The sequence below is a fragment of the Gammaproteobacteria bacterium genome (assembly GCA_021647245.1).
Classification (GTDB): Bacteria; Pseudomonadota; Gammaproteobacteria; order RBG-16-57-12; family RBG-16-57-12; genus JAFLJP01.
Window position 1 is genome coordinate 1 of record JAKIVC010000059.1, and the last position, 4,482, is coordinate 4,482.

A 4,482-nucleotide genomic window follows, 5' to 3' on the forward strand; every position below is an offset into this window, starting at 1 on the left:
GTAACCATCCAGTCGGCATGCGCCTTAACCGCAGCGCTGGTATTGGCATAGACCACAACGGTGTGATCTGGGTGAGCCTCGCAAAAAGCCGCAAACTGATCAGGGGGGCAACCCTCATCCAGAGAGCAGGTCGCATTGAGATCCGGCATCAGAATACGCTTTTCGGGGCTGAGAATCTTGGCCGTCTCACCCATAAAACGAACCCCGGCCACGACCAGTGTAGGCGCATCGTGCAGATGGCCGAAGCGAGCCATTTCGAGTGAGTCCGATACACAACCGCCCGTCTCCTCTGCCAAATCCTGAAGATCGCCATCGGTATAATAGTGGGCAACCAGCACTGCATTTTTCTCTATCAACAGCTGCTTGATGCGCGCCTTCAGCGCCTTTTTTTCGTCCTCATCCAACAATGGCCATTTGGGGTGCTGTGGCACCTCAAAGGTACGCTGCTGTTTGGTTGCATCTTGAGCAATCTTACTGCTTCTGGACATAACGCGACTCTCTATTCTCAATTCAGGGCATTAAATAGCCTTATTTAATAATATCAACCCGCTCCGGGTTTTTTAGCTGATAGACGCGAGCTGGACGATGGTTCCCTGTTCGGCGCAGCTCACCCACCGCTTCAATCTCCTTCAATGCTAATATCTTTTTGCGGAAATTGCGCTTATCCAAACGCTCATTGATCAGAATTTCATACACTGCTTGCAACTCACTTAGGGTAAAAGTTTTTGGCATAAACTGAAAGGCTATAGTGGAGTAGTCCAGTTTTGCCGCAAGCCTGCGCTGTGCCAGAGCCGCAATCTGTTGATGGTCAAAAGCCAGGGGTGGCAGCTGATCCAGTGCAAACCACCGCACATCAGCGGCATCACTTGCCGCTTTGGGTTGCAGTCGGCCAGAAGGCACCAGCGCATAATAAGCCACGCTGATAACACGCCCACGGGGATCACGATTGAGCGAGCCAAAGGTGTAGAGCTGCTCAAGATAGACACCGCTTCTCCCCGTCTCTTCTGCCAGTTCACGCTTGGCGCAAGCCTCCAGATCCTCATTAATATCCAAAAAACCCCCCGGCAGCGCCCCACTGTTTTGATAGGGCTCGCCAGCGCGCTGTATCAACAACAGCTGTAGCTGCTGGCCACGTATCGTAAATACAGCAACATCTGTAGTCACTGCGGGACGCGGATATTGATGGCTCTTCCCCTGATCGAGTGGGTGGCTTTCATCTAGCCACGCCCTCAGGATAAAGATCCAACCCTCCAAGGTGAAAGTAGATTGCATTGGCAAACCGCTCCTTGTTGCGGAAACCTCTGCTGCGTACCTTGATCATCTTTATCCGGCTATTGAGACTTTCTGCCGGACCATTGCTTACCTTCAGAACAATCGCATTCAATATTCCCCACAGATGCCCCTTGATCGTCTTGGCCACTGCCTTGATTGGGTCCAGTCGGCTGCGTACCGCCCAGGACAGCCATTGCTCCCAACCTTTGCGCGCCCAGGTCTTACTGACATAGTGCCAGAGTGACATCGCCAATTCTTTGATTGCCCAGGCTCGGGCCGTCTTCAGTGTGCTCTCGCGCAGTGCCTTGAACCGCCGCTTCTGTTTGCGTGTCATGTTCTCAGGGTTGTAGAGCCAGTCATATTTGCTGCCCTTGAGGTCCTCATAACCTTCCGCCATCAGCGCTTTGTGCTCTTGGCGGCGCACCTTGTCAACAGCCTCACCGAGATATTTGGCAACATGGAATTTATCAAAGGCAATCTTTTCCTCCGCCCCCGGCAGGCTTTCCAGTGTGGCATTGATGAAGGCCGGCCACATATCCATGGAGACACTCTCTATGGCCTCTCGCTGCTCTTCTGTCAGGCTTTCATACCATGCCTTGAGTGTTTCCTTTTTTCGGTCACTCCCCACGTGCAGTACGGTTCCTTCTTCCTGATCCGATACGATGGTCACGTAGTCATGCCGCTTCCTGAAGGCCGTTTCATCCACACCAATCTGTGTCGGGGATGCCTCCTCCCTGCGAGACAGCCCTCGCTCAACAGCACGCTGCATAATTCCGTCAATAGCATTCCAGCTTAGATTCATCAATCGAGAGACCGCCGAGGTGGATGCTTCTTTCAACCAGTCGATCACCAGCGCCTCAAACATCGCCGTGAATCCAGAACCCGGTTCCGCCCATGGGACCGACACGGTGACCACGCCATGCTCTTTGCATCTCACTCTGGGGACATCTGCCACCAGAATGGTCTTGTATTGACAGGTGTCCAGGTGCCGCCACTTACGTGTGCGGGAATCATAGCCAGGCGAATGTTTTCCGCAGGTCGGGCAACATTTGGCAGCACCTTCTTCTTGCTCAACGTGTACCGTCACTTCACCCGCTGATAGGGCTAGTTCTACACTGGATACCTGCCAAGGACTCTCGATGCCCAGAATCTGGGCGTATAGATCTTTGTCTCTCATGGGGATTACGCTAACCTACCCACCTGATTTGGGGAAGAGCCTTATATATAAGCTCTTTTACATTTTTTGACTTTTTTAATTTTCCATGCGTAAGGTTTAAACCTTCGCCTTTCAGGCGAACAGATTTATCTCTCAGCAGTAGGAGTTGCTAGGATGCTTCCCTAGTTACTGGGGGATAAGAGATGAAATATCGGTATGGTAGTCATACGGCTTATGCGATTGAGTATCACTTTGTTTGGGTAACGAAATATCGCTATAAAGTGCTGGTAGGAGATGTTGGTAGTCGGGTACGGGAGTTAGTACGGCAAACGTGCGATGCATTTGAGATTAAGATATTGAAGGGAGTGGTGAGCAAGGATCACGTGCATATTTTGGTATCAGCGCCACCGAATATGGCGCCCAGTGAGATAATGCGTAGGATAAAAGGCCGTACGTCGAGGAAGTTGTTTGAGGAGTTTCCGAAGCTAAAGAAGCGTTACTGGGGTCGGCACTTCTGGGCAAGAGGATATTTTTGTGCGACGGTGGGGCAGATGACGGAAGAGATGATCCAAGATTACTTGGAACATCACTTTGAGCCGAAGCCAAGTACGGATTTTAAAATGGAAGTAGAGCCGGATGAATAAACGGGGCTATCCGCCCCGTATCCGGACTTTCAGTCCGAAAATCTAACCCACCGGTCTTTAGCCGGTGGTTGTTGAGTTCTAAGTAAATGTAGCAACAGCTGGGGGACAGCAGGCCTTGTCCCCACACCGTTGAGGTCAGGTTGCCGTATAGGCGATCTTGCTCACGAAAGCGCAGAACGGCAACGCAGGGCGATTGGTATTAATCTGGTTATCGCTTGGCGAATCATGTTAATGACGCTCTTGGGCAGAGAAACACCTGAGTTTCCAGCAGAAATTCTGTTCTCGGATGTGGAGTTGCGAACCCTGCGTGCCTATGCCAAAAAAAAGATTAGCCCCCCTTTACTGTTGGGTGAGGCTGTTCGGTTAGTGGCTAAAATGGGTGGGTATCTTGGTCGAAACAGTGATCCGCCTCCGGGACATCAGCTACTATGGCAAGGATATGCTGCTTTCCAAATGATGTGCGGAGTTTTCTTATTGCTTGATGACGGGTGACTTGTGTTGAATGACTTATGGGTAATAGGCAGTCCTGGATTAATCAGTTGAAGAGAACGTAAATGTAAATAATTTCACCGTACTGCCGCTATAACTTCCTAGAAGAGGCATTTGCAGAGTGAAGTTATGTCAGCACTAAAAATATCCATACCAAAACCCACGCCCGGACACACCCTGTCGATTGGCACCCAAAGTGAAGAGATCGCCTCCTGGGTAAAAGATCTCCCTCTGTTCGATGCGGCTACCACAGTACAGAAGAGCCTGCCTGTACTGGCCGAGCTGAATCGAACAGAGATGGATAATGCACTGCGCTTTCATAGCATGCAGCTGTTTGCAAATGCACTGCTGCACCCGATTGAGATCATCAGAAAAAAATATCTTGCGGTACCTTTGCCATTGACTGGCAAACACAAAGAGGCATCCCGCAACATCAAGCGCCTGCTCAATGAGATGGCACACGGGTACAAGATTGTTATTTGTCAGCACATCATCAACCCTGGACAACGCCTCTCGCTTGGGGAGATCACCCAGGCGATTCATCTCTCCATCCACTATATTGGGCGTTTGATACTCGACCGCTACCTTTGCTATGAAAGCCAGACCCCACGAATCTGGCTGGAGCTTGCAGAACTCTACAAATTGGCAACCACACTCTGCATTGAGTCTGCCCCAATCACTATTGAAGAGAGTCGGCAGACCACTATCGAACAGGCCTATCTACAGGTTCTTCTGTTGGTGGCCATCCACCCCTACCGCCTGACACAGGGTGAAGCCACCACAGTTTACAAACTCATGGGGGAGTGGAGCCAGCACTGCAAGATCACAACCCCTCCAGCAGGGGGGAGACCCAGCAACGAACTGATTATCAGCCCCACCGATTACAGTCTGGTTTACCATGCAACCCCCAAGAAGGATCAA

At 51.0% G+C, this 4,482-nt stretch carries 6 protein-coding genes; 3 read left to right on the forward strand and 3 right to left on the reverse strand.

Annotated features, from left to right (window positions below):
- The 3 genes from nadA to L3J94_12035 all read right to left on the reverse strand — a co-directional run.
- A partial coding sequence (gene nadA / locus L3J94_12025; GenBank protein MCF6219449.1) for a quinolinate synthase NadA occupies positions 1–488 on the reverse strand: 488 nt, incomplete at its 3' end.
- A gap of 40 nt (positions 489–528) precedes the next feature.
- The gene (locus L3J94_12030; GenBank protein MCF6219450.1) at positions 529–1,272 is read right to left on the reverse strand and encodes an NUDIX hydrolase; all 744 of its coding nucleotides are present in this window, start codon (positions 1,270–1,272) and stop codon (positions 529–531) included.
- Positions 1,214–2,449 (reverse strand): ISL3 family transposase, encoded by a 1,236-nt coding sequence (locus tag L3J94_12035; protein ID MCF6219451.1) that lies wholly within the window; start codon positions 2,447–2,449, stop codon positions 1,214–1,216. The genes L3J94_12030 and L3J94_12035 overlap by 59 nt, the downstream gene beginning before the upstream one ends.
- A gap of 182 nt (positions 2,450–2,631) precedes the next feature.
- On the opposite strand from L3J94_12035, the gene tnpA reads away from it, so the two are divergent.
- From tnpA to L3J94_12050, 3 genes are all read left to right on the forward strand, one after another.
- Positions 2,632–3,072, forward strand: coding sequence for an IS200/IS605 family transposase (gene tnpA / locus L3J94_12040; GenBank protein ID MCF6219452.1), 441 nt, complete (start codon positions 2,632–2,634; stop codon positions 3,070–3,072).
- A 225-nt stretch (positions 3,073–3,297) separates the two neighbouring features.
- On the forward strand, positions 3,298–3,564 hold the full coding sequence (locus L3J94_12045) for a hypothetical protein (protein MCF6219453.1): 267 nt from the start codon (positions 3,298–3,300) through the stop codon (positions 3,562–3,564).
- Between the two features lie 126 nt (positions 3,565–3,690).
- Positions 3,691–4,482: hypothetical protein (locus L3J94_12050; protein MCF6219454.1), on the forward strand; the 792-nt coding region annotated here is incomplete at its 3' end.